Below are 16,572 nucleotides of genomic sequence, written 5' to 3' on the forward strand. Positions count from 1 at the left end.
AATTGTGCCGAAGTAAAATCGCGGTATAAAGCAAAAAGGGTGCGAATCCTAATTTGAACCGAAGGCTATACGAAGTGTAGTCAGGGGCAGAGCATAGAGGGTGAAAAGATATAATCCCTCCACGAGACCGCGACACTTTCTTTATAAGTGAAAACGTATGCCGAACTTGCATTAATATGAAGTGCAAGAAGTAGAGGATAAAAAGCCTTTACGATAACAAAATGACGATGTATGAAGATCAAGGGCAGAATATCACCAATACATTAATTGGTGCCTCAGAAAAGGTTGTAGATTTTGATAAGAACCAAAAAAACTTAAATGAATCTATAAAGAAAATGGATGCAAGTCCAGCTGTAAAGTTTCAAAAGGCAATGGGTGATTTAAAAATGGCACTAGAACCACTTTTGGGTGTAGTAGCTAACATTATTGGAGCTTTTGCGAGTTGGGTTTCAGCGCATCCAGCATTAGCCGCAGCATTAACAACGATTGTTGTTGCATTAGGAATATTAATTGGAGCTTGCATGGCTCTAGCCCCGGTATTTGTCACTTTATCCAGTATAGCTGGAATAGTAGGTGTAAGTATTGGGGCTGTTGCTGGTCCGGTTGCATTAGTGGTAGGAGGATTTATAGCCGCCGTTGCAGCTATAGCAGGAGTAGTCGTGTGGATGAAACATTTATGGCAGACAAATGAAGGCTTCAATAATAGTCTAACTGGTGTGATTACTGGTATACAGAACTTTATTGGGATTCTTATCGCTTTAGGTAAGTATCTATTTACTACAGCGGCTGAGGGAGATCATATGAATCAATGGGTAGGTTATCTACCTGAGAGTTTTCAAGCCGCAGCGGAGAAAATTGGCTTAGCAGTTGTTAAAATACGTGACGCTTGTCTACATCTTTTTGATGCTATAAAAGCAGTATTTTCAGGAGATTTTAGCCAATTAGGAGAGATTTTTAAGACAATTGGTCCTTCTATAGCAGGTGCGATTATTGGTGGACTTCCTGGTGTTCTCATCTCGGTATCTCGTTATTTGCCAGCGATAGCAGAGTATTTAAATGCAAACTCCGGAATTATTCTTGAAACCATAACAAATATTTTTACCAATATAGCTAATTTCGTAACAACAGCATTACCGCAATTTATTGAAGTCGGATCTCAAATGATTTCAAGTTTTGTAAATGGTTTGGTTGTAGCAGCTCCAATTATCCTTGAAGCCTTAGTTGGAATCATTCATACAATTTCACAAATGATTGCAACTTATCTTCCTATGATTGTGCAAACGGGAATACAAATTATTCAAACCTTAATTTCTGGAATTGTACAGGTCTTACCAACGCTTATAGAGACAGGGCTTCAGTTGATTATGACTTTAATTAATGGAATTATGCAGATGATTCCACAATTAATCCCAATAGCTGTAACGATTATTGAAACCATTATTAATGGGATTATGTCGTTTTTACCTCAGTTAATTGAAATAGGAATAAATTTATTAGTTTCGTTAATCACAGGTATTACACAAGCTTTACCTATGATCGCTTTAGCGATTATTACAGTCATTACAACTTTGATTGAAGCAATCACATCAAATCTACCAAAGATTATTGAAGCTGGTGTTAAGGTTTTAATTAGCTTAATAGATGGAATCATTAAAATGCTACCGCAATTAATAGATTTAGCGATGAATCTTATAACGAAAATAGCAGATACATTACTAGCAAACTTACCCAAAATAATTGAATCTGGTATAAAAATTTTAATGGCTATTATCGATGGGATTGTAAAAGTCTTACCGCAACTTATTAATGCAGCCTTAGATTTAATTGTTAAAATAGCATCCACATTAATCGCTAACTTACCAAAAATACTTGAAGCGGGTATTAAAATATTGCTTATGTTAATTGCAGGAATTGTCCAAGTCTTACCACAGTTAATTGGGGCAGCACTTAATCTTATTATCACTTTAGCAGGGGAATTAATTAGAAACTTGCCAAAGATACTTGAAGCGGGTGTTCAATTAATTTGGGCATTAATAAAAGGCATTGTAAGTATGGTGGGACAGTTAGGTTCTACAATTGTGACTGATATTATCCCGAAGATTGTTGATACTTTAAGAAAGATCGACTTATTTAAGATAGGTAAAGATATAATAAGTGGATTGATAGACGGTTTAGGAAGTATGGCCGGAAAAGTGTTAGATAAGGTGAAATCCATCGGCAGCAGTATTTTAGATGGTTTTACTGGATTCTTTGACATTCACAGTCCATCAAGATTAATGAGAGATCAAGTTGGTAAGCATATTGGTGCTGGTCTTGCGATTGGTATGGAAAATTCAATCGGAATAATAAACCGCGCATCTCAAGCGATGAGCGAAGCAGCAGTACCGACAGTTAATGTTGGGAATATAGGATTACAAGCGAACGGATTGTATCAAGGACAAGGTGTAAATGGTGAATTTGCATTCCCAGGTGGTGGCTTAGCAATTGAAGTACCTATCAATTTAGATGGACGAGAAGTTGCACGTGGTACTTATCGATATACAACCGAGTATCAAGAAAGAGAAGAAGAAAGAAACTCAGCCTTTTAGGTTTGGGTTTCTTTTATTTTATAAAGAAACGGGGTGTCAAAATGAGCTCTTTTACATTCAACAATCAACGAAAAGAATATATTCAAATAGAAAAAGGATGGAGTCCACCAACATGGGCACCTCTAAAACGTAATTTCTTAAAAACACCTGGATATCCAGGCGGAAGATTATTAGGAACGGATACAGATCCTCGTCCACTTCCTGTCCCTGTAGGAATTATCGTTCCAGATGGAACAGATTTAGAAACGTTAAAAGAAGAAATAGCAGCATGGTTAATTACAGAAGAAGCGGTTGAGCTAGTATTTGATGCAACCCCTGATCGAACATATTTAGCTATAATTGATGAGGATTTTAATCCTGATGATTTTGTTACGTTAGGTAAAGGCACTTTGAAATTTATTTGTCCAATGCCTTATAAATTAGGACCTACTCGAACAATAGATTTTCAAACAGGTGCACTCGGGTTAACAGCAAATGTTCAAAACAAAGGAACCGTTCATTCTAATCCTATTATTGAGGTTAACATTACGAAACCAAACACTTTTTTAGATGTATGGTTCGGCGAAGTATCCTTAAGTGATCGAGATTATTTTCGTATCGGTATGCCACTTAAAACTGTAGAAAAGCCTGTAGAAAGGAATCAACGTATCGTATGGGATGAAATGGCTACTACGGTCGGATGGAGTAAAGTCAGTGCGATGGAAGATGGTGAGCCAGTTGGCGAAATGAAATCAGATAAATATCAATTTTATTGTTCTGATTTTGGTACTGGAACAGGTAAAGGATGGCATGGTGCAGCTGTTAAAAAGAGTATACCTGGTGGTCCAGTACAAGATTTTATTATGCAAGCCTACGTTACTTGTAAGAGTAAGAAAATCAATGAAATGGGACGAGTTGAGATAGCAATACTCGATGAAAATAGTAAGGTACTTTCAAAAATTGCTATGAACGATCTTTATTGGCAAGCTGAACAAAATTTTGGAACGATGGTTATTGGATACGACAACAAGCCAGGGAAAACAGGATTGATTTATGAAAGTGGTGATTATCCGAATACATGGAATCAATATTTCGGTCGATTGTGGATAGCTAGAACAGGAAACGTATGGGAAGCGTATATTTCGAAATTTCTTCCTGGTACAGAAAAAGATGATTCAGAACGTTTTGCACGGTGGACAGATGAAAATAACTATCACATGGAAAAAGCAGCTCAAATACAGATTAGCATTATGCAATGGCAAGATGTACCACCAGTAGAAGCGATGTCAGTTAGTGATTTAAAGTTTTGGAAAGTAAATTTAAACACGAAAAATACACCGCCGTATATAGTAGATGTTGGCGATAAAGTTATAATTGATACTGAAAATAGTCATGTAACGATTGAAGGGAAGGATGCAATAAATATTAAGGACTTTTTCAGTAATTTTCCTGTCATTAATAAAGGTAGGAATACACTAGAAATCATGCCTTCTGATATCGGAACAGCAAAGGTTAAATATAGGGAGCGGTTTAGATGAGAACACCAAGTGGAATCTTACATATTATTGATTTTAAAACGAGTCAAACCGTTTCAGCTATACAACCAAAAGATTATTGGGATGATAAGCGTCATTGGGAAATCAAGAATAATATCGATACTTTAGAGTTTAAAGTATTTGATAATTCGAAATATGCAGCAACACTTATGCAACAAAACTTAGTATTAAAAGAAGTAAGGGATGGGCGTATTGTTCCCTATGTAATCACTGAAGTAGAAAAAGACCCAAACGATAGATCCGTAATTACTTACGCATCGGGTGCATGGATTAATCTTGCTAAAGATGATTATATTCGTCCACAGAAAATTGAAGGCAAGACAGTCAATGAATTTATGGATATTGCTCTTGTAGGTACAAAATGGAAGCGTGGTAAAACGGAGTACGCTGGATTTCATTCTATGACTATTGATGAATTTATAGATCCATTGAGTTTCTTAAAAAAGATTGCTTCCCTATTTGAACTAGAAATTATATACCATGTTGAAGTGTCTGGTTCTCAAATTGTAGGTTGGTATGTAGACATGGTAAAAAAAAGAGGAAGAGAAACCGGAAAAGAAGTCACGTTAGGTAAAGATTTAGTTGGAATTAAGCGTATCGAAAACTCACAAAACATTTGTACAGCTTTAATTGGTTTTATTAAAAAAGAAGGCGGAGAAGTTTTCACTATCTCAGATATAAATAAGGGTATTCCATATATTGTGGATAACGATGCTTTTCAACGTTGGAACGAAAAAGGGAAACATAAATTTGGATTTTACACACCAGAAACAGAACAAGATATAACACCAGAACGTTTATTGACTCTTATGAAAACAGAGTTAGCAAAACGTGTGAATACCTCGGTTTCTTATGATGTTCAAGCACAAAGTATAGGGCGTGTATTTGGACTAGCTCACGAGTTAATCAATGAGGGAGATACAATTCGAATTAAAGATACTGGATTCACACCTAAGCTTTATTTAGAAGCGAGAACAATCGCTGGTGATGAATCTTTTACGGATCCTACACAAGATAAATATGTGTTTGGTGATTATCGCGAAATTACTGATCCAAACGAAGAACTACGAAAAATTTACAATCGAATCTTAGGGTCATTAGGCAATAAACAAGAGCTGATAGATCAGTTAGATAAATTAGTGAAAGATGCAAATGAAACAGCTAGTAATGCTAAGAAAGAATCCGAAGCAGCGAAAACATTGGCTGAGAAAGTTCAAGAGAATCTTAAAAATAACACGGTAGACATCATTGAAGCTAAGAATCCGCCAACAACAGGACTGAAACCTTATAAAACACTTTGGTGTGATATTAGCAATGGAAAGCCTGGTATTTTAAAAATATGGACAGGCGCAGCTTGGGAATCTGTTGTACCTGATGTGGAATCTGTTAAGAAAGAAACACTTGAGCAGGTAAATAAAGATATTGAGTCCGCCAAAACGGAGTTAAATCAAAAGGTTCAAAGTGTGGAAGGTAAAGCGCAAGAAATAGCTGGACAAATAGTAGATGTTCAAAAGCAAGTAAATGGCAAAGTGGATCAAACATGGATTAATACACAGTTAAAAGATAAAGCCGATAAATCTGGAGTGTTTACAAAAGAGGAAATTAACAATGGATTTATTGGTAAACAAATTTATGAAACTGATAAGAATGGTAACGTTAAAAAGTTCCAAGATATTAACACATCTATGAGTCAAACAAATGAGGCTCTTAAACAAAAAGCAGAGAAGTCTGAGCTAACGAAAACGAATGAAGGCTTGTCACAGTTGGAACAGAAGACAAACGAGATTAAGACAACAGCTGAGGGGACGAAACAGACTCTTACAGAACTTAAAACGCAAGTAGATAATACAAAACTAGATGGACGAAATTCTCTTAAAAACTCTAATTTTTCTAGTTATATTGTTAATGATTCTATAATTTGGGACAAGTCGTTAAATGGTAACCTTCAGGCATCTGGTTGGGGAAGTGGGTATAACGGTGGTGTAGCAGATCCAACAAAAGGTTATCATGCCCATCTAGATATAACTACTTTCGGTTATCCAGTTTTAGCGTTTATTAACAAAAACAGTATCATCGGTCAAAAAAATAGATGGATGGGTATAGCTGAAGATGTGGTTGCAGAATTTGTGAGAAATAATGTCGCCGGTAAAGAAATTACTATTAGTATGGATATTTGGTCAGATACAAAAGGTTTCCGTATAAACGGTGGGTTACATCATTTCATTGAAGGTAACACAGCACAAAGCTTCCACAGTGGTCAGTACGTGTTTAACGCAAGTGAAGTTAATAGATGGGAACGCTATGCGTTTACCATGAAACTTCATGAAAAATTTGATGTTACTAAAGTTGTTAGATTGTATATATATGGTGGCGAAGGTATTGAAGGTGCAGCGTATATAAAAAACGTCAAACTTGAATTAGCTAACGTTGCTACAGCATGGACACCAGCGCCAGAAGATCAAGTAACAACAACTGATTTTACTAAAAAGACGGTAGAAATTGAGACTACTATTAAGGGGATTAATACTTCTGTTAGCAATATCCAAAATGAACAAGGAAAGCTCACAGAACGCGTTACTAAATCAGAACAAACCGCAGATGGATTTAAAACTTCTATTGAATCGTTAACAAAAAAAGATACTGAAATCAGTAACAAATTAAATACAGTCGAACAAACTGTAGAAGGTACAAAAAAGACGATAACTGATATACAATCCGATACAAACGGACTAAAGAAAACAACAACCGAAATTAAAGAACAAGCTGGGAAGACTAGTGAAAAATTAGAGAGTGTTGAGAAAAAGTTTGATGATATGAAGTTTAGCGGACGTAACCTTCTGTTAAATACAGGTGGCACATTTAAATCTGACACTGGAACGAACATTTCAAATACTGATTCAAAATCTTTTAAATTTGTTCCTGATACGTTCGAAATGATTAGAGGTCAAGAAGTTGCTCTTTCCCTCACGGCTAGAACACAAGCTTTTTCGAAGGGAACACCTAGCCCTTGGATTGGTATGGAATTATCAGTGACATATGAAGATAATGAGCAAGTTTGGCTACCTATTCGTATAGAAGACAAAGTCGCTACCTCTCAAGGTTGGGTTCGTTATTCTGTTGTTGTTACAATAAAAAATAAAGCAATTAAAACTGGTTATCTAAATAGTTTAATTCGAAATGTAAAAGGTATGGTTGAACTTAAAGAATGGCAAATTGAAATTGGAAATAAAGCAACTGAATATAGACCAGCGGCAGAAGATCAAGTAACAATCGATGAATTCACGAAGAAAACAACCGATATTGAAAAAAGTGTGGATGGTGTTAAAACTACTGTGACAAATGTTCAAAATAGCCAAGCTGGATTCGACAAGCGTATGACTACAGTAGAGCAAACAGCAAGCGGACTATCCACCACAGTTAGCAATTTAAATAATGTAGTATCAGATCAAGGGGAAAAGCTTACTGAAGCAAATACAAAGCTCGAACAACAGGCAACAGCAATTAGTGCAAAAGTTGAGCTTAAACAAGTAGAAAGTTATGTTGCTGGATTTAAGATACCTGAGTTGAAGCAAACCGTTGATAAAAATAAACAAGATTTGTTGGGCGAATTAGCTAACAAACTTGCAACTGAGCAATTTAATCAAAAAATGACTTTGATTGATAACCGCTTTACTATCAATGAACAGGGTATAAATGCTTCAGCCAAAAAGACAGAGGTATATACAAAAGATCAAGCAAATGGGCAATTTGCCACATCATCTTATGTAAGAGATATGGAAACCCGTCTTCAGTTAACTGAAAAGGGCGTTAGTATATCTGTAAAAGAAAATGATGTAATCGCAGCATTCAATATGAGTAAAGAAAACATTACTTTGAATGCGAACAGAATTAACTTAGTAGGTTTTATTACAGCAAATCATATCAAAGGAAAAGTTTTAGAAGGAGTAACACTTAAAACGAGTGGAAACAGATTTGTTGAAATAAATAAGCAAGACATGAAGATTTTTGATTTAGATAGACCACGTGGTTATATAGGATTTATGGAAACAACTGATGGAAGTATCCAACCTTCATTCGTACTTGGCTCTGATAATAGAAAATACACTGGCACAGGATCGTTCTATATTTATCAAACGACTCCACGAATTAATGGCGTTGAAGAACCATCTAAAGCTTGGGCTACACTTGGAATATCTAAAGGACAAAATGCGGAAGGTACTAATATATGGTCATCATATATTCAAATGCAGAATGACGGTGGGCATCTGTATACATATGCAGCCGGAAGATTATACTTTGATAATTTGAATGACATTGTTTTTAACTCAGTAGGGTGGGCTCGAGGATACGGGAAGTTTATAGTGACAACAACAGAACCACATTATTTTAAAAATGACTATGGTGAGTTTCATTTTGATAGAAAAAGTACTGGTAACAGTATATACTTTGCCAATGGTGTGAATGATCATGATTTAAACATGGGAAGATTAATGCTAAGAGCAAGTCTTGTATCAGGATATGATATGAATTTACAAATTAAAGATGTATATGGTAATGGATGGCGAGATATAGAGTTAAGAACGCTACGAGCGAATGAAAATGTAAATGCTAATGGTCAAATGTGGGCGAAAGCATTTAATCCTACGTCAGCTAGAAATATGAAAGAGAATATAAAAGATATTCCTTTTTCAGCTCTTGATAAAATCATGAGTTTAGCTATCAAACAGTACAATTTCAAAGATGATATGTATGATCTGTATCAAATGCGTGCAAACAAGCCGGAAGAAAAAACAGAACCGTATACAACAAAAGAAATTGAAACGTATTTCGGTATGATTGCAGATGATACGGAAGATATATTTACAGATAAAGAGAAACGGGCCATTAATTTATATAATACTGTTTCAATCTTTATTGCAGCTTTCCAACAGCAATATCATGAATTTAATGAAGTATTAACTACTGTTAAAGGTGAAAATAACCAATTAAAAGAGCAAGTTGTAACACTGACAAACGATGTGTCTACACTAAAAGAATTAGTACAAAAATTAATAAATGAAAAACTGGAGCAGCCATAAGCTGTTTTTATTTTGCATAAAATACGGCTTTGATTCAATTCATCAATCAAGAGGAGTGATTTCACTTCTCTTTTTATTTTGAGGAGATGATTAGTGTGAAACGAATAGTAGACCAAGTAATTTATGAAAAGCATGTTAGCCAGGAAAATAAAAACCTAGTCAAAGATTTTCTCATTGAAAAGAAATCGCAAGGGAAAGCGGCAAGCACTTTACAGCAATACAGTTGGGATTTACGAATTATTCTGTTTCTGATACATGAACACTTCGAAAATAAAAAGCTTATTGATTTAACACGTAAAGATATTCGGAATTTATCTATTATCTTTCAAGAGATGGGAATGTCAAACGCACGTGTGAATGGATTGATGAGTGCATTACGTTCAGCTCTTGAGTTTTGTGCTGACGATGATGATTATAATTACGAGTTCAACGTAGGCTCAAGGGTGCGTGGTTTACCTAAGAATCCAATTCGAGACATTACATTTATAACAGAGGACCAGATTAATTGGCTAATCGATGAATTACTTGAGCAAGAAAAATATATGTTAGCAACGTATTTAGCACTGTCTTATTACAGTGCAGCGAGAAAGAGTGAAGTTTACCAGGTTCAAAAGGAAGGATTGACAGAACAATATTATACAAATGTGGTTCGAGGGAAGCGCGGTAAAAAATTTAGGCTGTATTACAATCCACGAGTACAAAAATGTATTCGTTTGTATATAGATCATCGAGGTAAAGATACTATTCCAGATTTATTTGTAAGAGTTTATAAGAATGGTGGGCGAAAACTTTTAAATAAAAGTGTATTTAATTATTGGTGCAAGATATTTGCTAAGATGCTGTACGAAAAGGAAGGGAAAGAGTTTAAAATTAATCCGCACTGTTTCCGTCATAGCAGATTAGATAATTTAAAGGTGCAAGGTGTACCACTCGAAAAATTAAAATCGCTTGCTAATCATTCGGATATTTCTACAACGGAATCTTATCTGAAGGACAGAAGTGAAGAGGATATTGCAGAGATATTTGGGATGGATCCAAGTTGCTTTGCAGCTTAACCAGGAGCATATGTATGCTTCTTTTTTTATTGATAAAAAGGAGATGAGAACAATGGAAGATGCAATTTTCAATTCAATGATGCAACAAGGAGCATTCGCAGCATTATTCGTGTGGATGCTTTTTACTACGCAAAAAAAGAATGAGCAGCGTGAAGAGCAGTATCAAAAGGTCATTGAAAAGAACCAGGGTGTAATTGAAGAACAAGCAAAAGCCTTTAGTTCATTAGCAAATGATGTATCAGATATTAAACAAAAAATTATGGGGAATGGTGATGAAAAATGAAAAAGACATTAAAACATATTTCTTCTGTAGTCTTTGCGGTTATTTTAGTTTTATCCATTGCAACAAGCGCTTTTGCTGATAGAACACTTATTATTCCAGATTTACCTAAACAACCATATCGTTACGGTGTTGGCGCTTACGAGGGAGTTGTAGCTCATTCTACGGCGACTCCAGAAGCACCAGCTATCAATATTCAAAAGTATGAGTCTCGTACATGGAGAAATGCTTTTGTTCACTATGCAGTCGATTGGGACGAAACAATCCAAATTGCTGATACAAAATACATTGCTTATGGCGGCGGACCTGCAGCTAATAAACGTTTTGTACATGTAGAATTATGCGAAACAGCCGACTATACAAAATTCAAACGTTCTTATGAAAAATATGTAAAACTTTTAGCGAAAATTTTAAAAGATAACAAGATATCTGCAGAAAAAGGATTGTGGACACATAGTGATGTAACACATCACCTTGGCGGTACAGATCATGAAGATCCAATTGACTACTTAAAGTCTCATGGTGTTTCAGAAGCTCAATTCAGAGCAGATGTACAACGAGCGTATAATAATTCTAATGTGGATGTTTCTGTACCTGAAAAACCATCTAAACCAGAAGAAGTGCCAACAGCTGTAACAGACGGTATTGCTTATATTGAAGGCTACAACGTTAATTTACGTAAAGGACCTGGTACAAGTTATTCTAAGATTCGTCAGTTAAATAAACCAGAATCTTATATTATATGGGCTGAAAAGGATGGTTGGCTGAATCTTGGTGGAGATCAGTGGATTAAGAATGATCCATCTTATGTGAAGTTTAATAAGAAAAGTACAGTAGATTCATCTATTGTAGGGAAACGCGTTGTTTCTAAAGTTAACAATCTACGTTTCTATGATGCTCCATCTTGGCAGGATAAAGATGTTGCTGGTTCTGTAGATGCAGGTTTAGGATTTACGATTGATGCGAAAGTAAGTGCCAATGGATCAAAGCAATATAAAGTCCACAATAGCAAAGGTAAAACATACTATGTAACAGCAAATGAAGCCTATGTGTATGTGAAGTAAAAACAAGAGCCGTCCTTAATTGGGCGGTTTTTTTAGTTTGAAACGTTAAATTAATTGTTTGTGATTTCTAAATTTAGTAGACTAGAAAAGTAATATATTAGAAAAGGAGTGATTACATGGCAAGAAGTAAATTATTACATGATGTAGTAAGTGGAAGAGAAAGTCTTGAGAATATTCTTTTTAGATTAAAAGTTATACTCTCTGATTTGGATAATCAAACAATTATGAATTGGATTCACGGAGAGCTACAAGGTTATACATCAGATGAAGAAATTCCTCCATATAGAATACTGAAAGGGAATCCTGTAGGTACATACGTAATAAATTCTGCTGCTCAGTACACTGATGCTTCTGTACCTTTGGAAAATTTATTGAATGATGATCTAATTGATGAACTTAAAACAGTAAACATAAGCGATGGTATTGGAGCACTCCAGGATATATTGAATGGAGAGAGTCGTGAGAATTATGCATTGATTATTCCGACAAGCTATTGTCACGCTATATCTACAAGACAAATTCAGCTTTTGGGGATGAGGATGCGGATAGGATCTAATCAACTTAATGGAATTGTTTCTCATGTAAAGTCTAAATTAATTGAGGTTATTATGGAACTTGAAAAAGAGTTTGACAACTTGGATGATTTGGATATTAAGTCTCAAGTAGAAGATGACACCTCTAAGAAAGCGCAAGTTACATATAATATTGAGAAGATAATTTATGATGGCTCAATACAACTAGGAGATAAAAATAAGTTGTCTAAATCTATGTTAGGGCATTTATTTGGTGGTAAAAAATGAGTATACGTATTGGTAACAAAAACAAAATTAAAAACTCTTCTATTGGGCATCAATATAATGCTACAACTCCGACTGAGAAGAAGTCTTTCGCTGAAAGACACCCTATTATTATTTCATTCTTAGTGTCTTTAGTTGTAGGATTAATTTTACTCTTTTCTTTTTGGAAGTCTATTATAGAATGGATAGAAAATCTTTTTTGATTTTAAAAGCCAACTTATATAAGTCGGCTTTTTTTATTTCTATGTAATTAAAATTTACTTTTGGATAATGCCTTTAGTATTGGATTAACAATCCTACTGATCAAACGAAATCCTCTAAATATTGACTGGACAACCTTCACCGTATCATCCCCTTTTAATTAAATAAATCATCCCAATTAATACGATATTTTAAAAGTTTGATTTTATATTATTATTTTTCTTCTTCAATCCATATATCTTCCACTCGCATATCGAGGACTTTAGCAATTCTAATCGCAACTAAAAGTGTCGGTGAGCCCCCTTGGAGCAAGTTGGTCATTGTAGAATTAGCTATGCCAACTTTTTTAGCTACAAATCCGTAACGCAATCCTTTTTCATCTACAATTTGTTTTAAGTTGCTACGTAACACATTCCCACCCCCTATATGTATATTCTTGTGAAATCATTTTTGTCCTTTTAAAAAATAAATTTAGTATGGACAGACAATGTATTTCATTCTAGTTCATATACCTATATCAAGACCACGAGGAATACCAAGTGGAACTAAGGACATCAAGAGGGGAGAGGGTTACATGCGTTGGCAGTATAACCACTTGAATGCAACTCCATATTTACATCCTTCAAAAGAATTACGTCAAATGTATAACGAATCCAAATCAAAATCAGAAACGGAATCAATTATGAATCACATGAAAAATCATGAAGTTTTTAATAACAAGGAGTATAGAAGATATTTCAGTTTATCCCAGGTTATTGAAGAGGATCTATACGGTGAGGAAGAAGACATTCTAAATTGGGAAACTTTAATGGATTGTTATGATGCAGTCCTTACGAGAAAAGGTATTATATTCCGTGAGAAAGTAGAGGGGGAATAGATATGACACTCGCAGGGGAAGCGGTAGTTATTTGGACGGCAACAGGTTTGTCAGTAGTTGCAATGAAGGTAGCAGAAAAGATGGGGAAGAGTGTTCCACATTGGCTTCCACGTATTACTTTGTACACAACGCTCACAGGCTCGTTCTTATATCTTCTACGTTATGCGCTAGTTATGTTTCTATAATGGAACACAATATGGAAGGGTGGGACAACAGAGAAGGTATAAGGAAAGGCTTGTCTCGTTATATTCCTAAAAAGTGCAATGATATCCTTATAGGATATGTAAGGGGGAAATGTTTATGTTGGAGTTACTACTGGTTCCCGCAGCAGCATTAACTTATGGATTAGTAAGTGATAAGTTCAAACGAAAAGATGATGATAAAAAGAAAATCCAAGTCTTTTTTGAGGTGAGTGGGATTGCTATTAAAAGGGACGATAAGTTGCATTATCCTACGTTTCAAAAACAAATTGATGATGATCACAGCACAACATATATTTACACTTTACCTGTAGGTATGCCCAGCAAAATTATTCAAAAGGTTGAGGATGTTGTGAGTGAGGGATTAAACAAACCTGTTCGGATCCATTATGATAATTATAAATTAAGCATTCGAGTATTTCATAAAGACATACCTAATAAGTGGAGATGGTCCGAAACATTAGTCGAACAAGGGAAATGGGTTGTACCTATAGGGCAAAGCTTAGAAGAATTAATTTATCATGATTTTGATAAAACTCCACACATGACTTTAGGTGGTTTAACACGTATGGGGAAAACTGTATTTTTAAAGAATGTAATGACATCTCTTATTACAGCACAATCAGACCATACGCATTTATACATTGTTGATTTAAAAGGTGGATTAGAATTCGGACCATATCAAAATTTAAAGCAAGTTGAATCTATAGCAGAAAAACCGATTCAAGCGTTTCAAGTTTTAAATACAATTCTTGAAAAGATGGAAGAAAAAATGTGCTATATGAAGGAAAGACACTATACAAACGTTGTAGAAACAAATATAAAAGAACGACATTTCATTATAGTTGATGAAGGGGCTGAACTTTGTCCTGATAAAAGTATGAGTAAAGAGCAGCAAAAGTTATTAATTGCTTGTCAGAGAATGCTTTCTTATATAGCAAGGATTGGCGGGGCACTTGGATTCAGGTTGATTTTTTGTACACAATATCCGACTGGAGATACATTACCGCGACAAGTTAAGCAAAATTCAGATGCGAAGCTTGGATTTAGATTACCGACACAAACAGCTTCTCAAGTAGTTATAGATGAATGTGGATTGGAATCGATTAAAAGTATACCTGGACGCGCTTTGTTTAAAACGGATAGATTAACAGAAATTCAAGTACCTTATATTTCTAATGAAACGATGTGGAATGTCCTAAAACAATATGAGGTGGAGAAACATGAACATGCAAACACACATCAAATTGAATCGTCAGATGATGATTCTGACCTCGATTAGAAAGCTGAAATTTGCTACACGTAGGCATTTAATGACTATACATGATTTAGGTGGCATAAGAAATGCAAACCGTATATTAAAGGATTTGGGGGCATTCGTTAATAGTACAGTATATAAAAAAGAATATGTATATTACTTAAATAAAAAAGGGCGTGCGCTATTCGATGATACAGAAAAGATAGTACCAACAAATCGATTAGCACACAGTCTTATGAGAAATGAAGCTTGGCTCTATCTGTTTTGTCCGGATGACTGGCAGATAGAAACAGCTATACGTTATAAAATAGATGATAAAAAGAAGACAATTATTCCAGATGTGAAATTTCGAGATGAAGAAGGGATTTTAAATGCTGTTGAAATAGATCGAACGCAGATGATGAATGTAAATAGTGAGAAGCTGAAAAGGTATGGAGAATTTACTATGTATTATAAAAATAAATATAACGGAAAAGTACCAATCATTCATTTTTTTACAGTTACAAAATACAGAGAAAAGAAACTGGAAGAATTAGCAGCTAAATATGATATTTTTGTAAAGGTTTATGTAATAGAAGAATTTTAATCACAAAATTAATTATGGGCATATATATAAGAAGAGAGCGGCGCATAAAACGACCACTCTCTTTTGACCACGTAGACCACATTGACCACAACTTGTACCACATTTATTATTTACTTTATGTCCATTTTGTCTAAAATAGAAAATATAGCTGGACAAGAATACACGTTTTATCACATAATGGACACAATGCATCTTTAGAGGTGTAAAGAAAAAACATTGACAAATATAAAATGGCTAGCTATAATTTTGTTTGTTGCCTTGAGGTGATATGATATGAAATGGTCCATCCATCAATTGAATAAATTGAGAAATAAAGGATTGACATTGGATGAGATGGTAGATGTAAGTGAGCTAAAAGAGGTCGAGAAAGATATTCGTGAAATTAATCCTGTGCATGTAATGGGAAGAGTTGATTTTGGCTCCGGTAAGTTTACGTTTCATCTACATATAACTGGAAGCATGGTTTTACCATGTTCTCGCTCTTTAGTAGATGTGACATTACCATTTGACATTAAAACAACTGAGGTGTTCCAAACTTCACAAGAAGAATTTGAAACTGAAGCTGAAATTCATTCTTTAGAAGGAGAAGTACTTGACTTACTGCCCGTAATCAAGGAAAATATACTTTTGGAGATTCCAATGCAAATTTTCAGTGATGATGTTTCTGGTGGAGCACCGACGCAAGGTCAAGACTGGCAAGTGATTTCGGAAGAAGACAAAGAAAAGACTGTTGATCCAAGATTGGCAGGACTTGCAAAGTTTTTTGACAAATAATCGGAAGACTGGTTCAGGCCTTCATATGAAAATAACTATTTCTTTTAAGGAGGTGGGAAGAATGGCTGTACCTTTTAGAAGAACTTCTAAAACAGTAAAAAGAAAGCGTCGTACGCATTTCAAATTATCAGTACCTGGTATGGTAGAGTGCCCAAGCTGTGGTGAAGCGAAATTAGCTCACCGTGTATGTAAAGCATGCGGTACTTACAAAGGTAAAGAAGTAATCAGCAAGTAATTGCGGGAAAATAAACGCAGAAGATATCTTCTGCGTTTATTTTT

The 16,572-nt window shown here is 35.0% G+C and carries 15 protein-coding genes; 14 read left to right on the forward strand and 1 reads right to left on the reverse strand.

Annotated elements, in window-relative coordinates; all coding sequences use genetic code 11:
• The first annotated feature begins 221 nt into the window (after positions 1-221).
• From ACLBXA_RS19035 to ACLBXA_RS19070, 8 genes are all read left to right on the forward strand, one after another.
• Positions 222-2,588: a phage tail protein gene (locus ACLBXA_RS19035; protein ID WP_447617402.1), complete on the forward strand. Its 2,367-nt coding sequence runs from the start codon at positions 222-224 to the stop codon at positions 2,586-2,588.
• A gap of 41 nt (positions 2,589-2,629) precedes the next feature.
• Positions 2,630-4,105, forward strand: a complete 1,476-nt coding sequence (locus ACLBXA_RS19040; RefSeq protein ID WP_447617403.1) for a distal tail protein Dit — start codon at positions 2,630-2,632, stop codon at positions 4,103-4,105.
• Positions 4,102-9,201, forward strand: a complete 5,100-nt coding sequence (locus ACLBXA_RS19045; RefSeq protein ID WP_447617404.1) for a phage tail spike protein — start codon at positions 4,102-4,104, stop codon at positions 9,199-9,201. The genes ACLBXA_RS19040 and ACLBXA_RS19045 overlap by 4 nt, the downstream gene beginning before the upstream one ends.
• A 95-nt stretch (positions 9,202-9,296) precedes the next feature.
• Complete coding sequence (locus ACLBXA_RS19050) at positions 9,297-10,256, forward strand: tyrosine-type recombinase/integrase (RefSeq protein ID WP_447617405.1); 960 nt, start codon at positions 9,297-9,299, stop codon at positions 10,254-10,256.
• 52 nt (positions 10,257-10,308) lie between these two features.
• Positions 10,309-10,539 carry a BhlA/UviB family holin-like peptide gene (locus tag ACLBXA_RS19055; RefSeq protein ID WP_322218527.1) on the forward strand — a complete coding sequence of 77 codons (231 nt, stop codon included), beginning with the start codon at positions 10,309-10,311 and terminating at the stop codon, positions 10,537-10,539.
• The gene (locus tag ACLBXA_RS19060; protein ID WP_447617406.1) at positions 10,536-11,600 is read left to right on the forward strand and encodes an N-acetylmuramoyl-L-alanine amidase; all 1,065 of its coding nucleotides are present in this window, start codon (positions 10,536-10,538) and stop codon (positions 11,598-11,600) included. The genes ACLBXA_RS19055 and ACLBXA_RS19060 overlap by 4 nt, the downstream gene beginning before the upstream one ends.
• Before the next feature lie 116 nt (positions 11,601-11,716).
• Positions 11,717-12,400 carry an AbiTii domain-containing protein gene (locus ACLBXA_RS19065; protein ID WP_151617972.1) on the forward strand — a complete coding sequence of 228 codons (684 nt, stop codon included), beginning with the start codon at positions 11,717-11,719 and terminating at the stop codon, positions 12,398-12,400.
• Entirely contained in the window at positions 12,397-12,600 is a 204-nt protein-coding gene (locus ACLBXA_RS19070; RefSeq protein WP_151617974.1) for a hypothetical protein, read from the forward strand. Before ACLBXA_RS19065 ends, ACLBXA_RS19070 begins: the two co-directional genes overlap by 4 nt.
• Before the next feature lie 211 nt (positions 12,601-12,811).
• Here the strand turns inward: ACLBXA_RS19070 and ACLBXA_RS19075 are convergent, their stop codons facing one another.
• Positions 12,812-13,009, reverse strand: a complete 198-nt coding sequence (locus tag ACLBXA_RS19075; RefSeq protein ID WP_151617976.1) for a helix-turn-helix transcriptional regulator — start codon at positions 13,007-13,009, stop codon at positions 12,812-12,814.
• A 163-nt stretch (positions 13,010-13,172) separates the two neighbouring features.
• Between ACLBXA_RS19075 and ACLBXA_RS19080 the strand changes: the two genes are divergently transcribed.
• The 6 genes from ACLBXA_RS19080 (at position 13,173) to rpmF (ending at position 16,528) form a co-directional block, all read left to right on the forward strand.
• The gene (locus tag ACLBXA_RS19080; protein WP_447617407.1) at positions 13,173-13,475 is read left to right on the forward strand and encodes a hypothetical protein; all 303 of its coding nucleotides are present in this window, start codon (positions 13,173-13,175) and stop codon (positions 13,473-13,475) included.
• Positions 13,476-13,477: 2 nt separating this feature from the next.
• Positions 13,478-13,660: a hypothetical protein gene (locus ACLBXA_RS19085; RefSeq protein WP_447617408.1), complete on the forward strand. Its 183-nt coding sequence runs from the start codon at positions 13,478-13,480 to the stop codon at positions 13,658-13,660.
• A gap of 115 nt (positions 13,661-13,775) precedes the next feature.
• Positions 13,776-14,957 carry an FtsK/SpoIIIE domain-containing protein gene (locus ACLBXA_RS19090; RefSeq protein ID WP_447617409.1) on the forward strand — a complete coding sequence of 394 codons (1,182 nt, stop codon included), beginning with the start codon at positions 13,776-13,778 and terminating at the stop codon, positions 14,955-14,957.
• Positions 14,899-15,519 (forward strand): replication-relaxation family protein, encoded by a 621-nt coding sequence (locus ACLBXA_RS19095; RefSeq protein WP_447617410.1) that lies wholly within the window; start codon positions 14,899-14,901, stop codon positions 15,517-15,519. The genes ACLBXA_RS19090 and ACLBXA_RS19095 overlap by 59 nt, the downstream gene beginning before the upstream one ends.
• A 273-nt stretch (positions 15,520-15,792) precedes the next feature.
• The gene (locus tag ACLBXA_RS19100; protein WP_000872137.1) at positions 15,793-16,293 is read left to right on the forward strand and encodes a YceD family protein; all 501 of its coding nucleotides are present in this window, start codon (positions 15,793-15,795) and stop codon (positions 16,291-16,293) included.
• A gap of 61 nt (positions 16,294-16,354) precedes the next feature.
• Positions 16,355-16,528, forward strand: a complete 174-nt coding sequence (gene rpmF / locus ACLBXA_RS19105; RefSeq protein ID WP_001984764.1) for a 50S ribosomal protein L32 — start codon at positions 16,355-16,357, stop codon at positions 16,526-16,528.
• The last annotated feature ends 44 nt before the right edge of the window (positions 16,529-16,572 follow it).

It is taken from the genome of Bacillus sp. D48C (assembly GCF_053345735.1).

Coding starts and splice junctions, on each gene's coding strand:
- ACLBXA_RS19035 (WP_447617402.1), top strand. CDS start 222: ATGACGATGTATGAAGATCAAGGGCAGAATATCACCAATACATTAATT.
- ACLBXA_RS19040 (WP_447617403.1), top strand. CDS start 2,630: ATGAGCTCTTTTACATTCAACAATCAACGAAAAGAATATATTCAAATA.
- ACLBXA_RS19045 (WP_447617404.1), top strand. CDS start 4,102: ATGAGAACACCAAGTGGAATCTTACATATTATTGATTTTAAAACGAGT.
- ACLBXA_RS19055 (WP_322218527.1), top strand. CDS start 10,309: ATGGAAGATGCAATTTTCAATTCAATGATGCAACAAGGAGCATTCGCA.
- ACLBXA_RS19060 (WP_447617406.1), top strand. CDS start 10,536: ATGAAAAAGACATTAAAACATATTTCTTCTGTAGTCTTTGCGGTTATT.
- ACLBXA_RS19065 (WP_151617972.1), top strand. CDS start 11,717: ATGGCAAGAAGTAAATTATTACATGATGTAGTAAGTGGAAGAGAAAGT.
- ACLBXA_RS19070 (WP_151617974.1), top strand. CDS start 12,397: ATGAGTATACGTATTGGTAACAAAAACAAAATTAAAAACTCTTCTATT.
- ACLBXA_RS19080 (WP_447617407.1), top strand. CDS start 13,173: ATGCGTTGGCAGTATAACCACTTGAATGCAACTCCATATTTACATCCT.
- ACLBXA_RS19085 (WP_447617408.1), top strand. CDS start 13,478: ATGACACTCGCAGGGGAAGCGGTAGTTATTTGGACGGCAACAGGTTTG.
- ACLBXA_RS19090 (WP_447617409.1), top strand. CDS start 13,776: ATGTTGGAGTTACTACTGGTTCCCGCAGCAGCATTAACTTATGGATTA.
- ACLBXA_RS19095 (WP_447617410.1), top strand. CDS start 14,899: ATGAACATGCAAACACACATCAAATTGAATCGTCAGATGATGATTCTG.
- ACLBXA_RS19100 (WP_000872137.1), top strand. CDS start 15,793: ATGAAATGGTCCATCCATCAATTGAATAAATTGAGAAATAAAGGATTG.
- rpmF (WP_001984764.1), top strand. CDS start 16,355: ATGGCTGTACCTTTTAGAAGAACTTCTAAAACAGTAAAAAGAAAGCGT.